Source organism: Sphingomonas sp. 66-10, from assembly GCF_001897045.1.
GTDB lineage: Bacteria > Pseudomonadota > Alphaproteobacteria > Sphingomonadales > Sphingomonadaceae > Sphingomonas > Sphingomonas lycopersici.
On sequence record NZ_MKRR01000111.1, the window covers coordinates 142,432 to 143,075 of the forward strand.

Sequence of the window (644 nt, forward strand, 5' to 3'; positions counted from 1 at the left end):
TCGCCACTTCGGATAGCGGCACCTGGACCACACCGTTCCCGCCCGGCCCCGGTGCGCCGATCGTGATGCGGTTGAGCGATTCGATATCGTTGCGCTGCGCTGGATCGAGCCGGACGACGATCGGGAAATGCCGATCGGTATCCTTTTCGTAGAGATCGGCGCTCGATTGCCCGCCGACCGCGGCGGCGACCGTCTGGTTGATATCGTCCGGGGTCAGCCCGTAGCGCGCGGCGGCGCGGCGATCGATATCGATGCGGACGGTCGGCTGGCCAAGCGAATCCGACACGCCGAGATCGGCGATACCCGGCACGTGCGCCATCTGCGCCTTGATCGCGCCGGCGACCTTTTCGAGCGTCTCCAGATCGTTGCCGAATACCTTGATCGAATTGGCGCCCTTTACGCCCGACGACGCCTCGTCGACATTATCCTCGATATATTGCGAGAATTCGAAATCGACCCCGGGATAGCGCGCCTGCAATTTCCGTTGCAGCTCGGATGTCAGTTTCTCCTTGCTTGCACCCGACGGCCAGTCCTCGGCGGGTTTCAGCGGGGCATAGAATTCGGCGTTGAAGAAGCCGGTCGCATCGGTGCCGTCGTCGGGGCGCCCGTGGGTCGAGACGACGCGCTCCACCTCGGGGCGGGCG

1 protein-coding gene is annotated in these 644 nt (G+C 64.4%); it reads right to left on the bottom strand.

The window, feature by feature from the left end:
- Positions 1-644, bottom strand: a 644-nt coding sequence (locus BGN95_RS11525) for an efflux RND transporter permease subunit (protein ID WP_286772666.1), incomplete at both ends; no start/stop codon positions are given.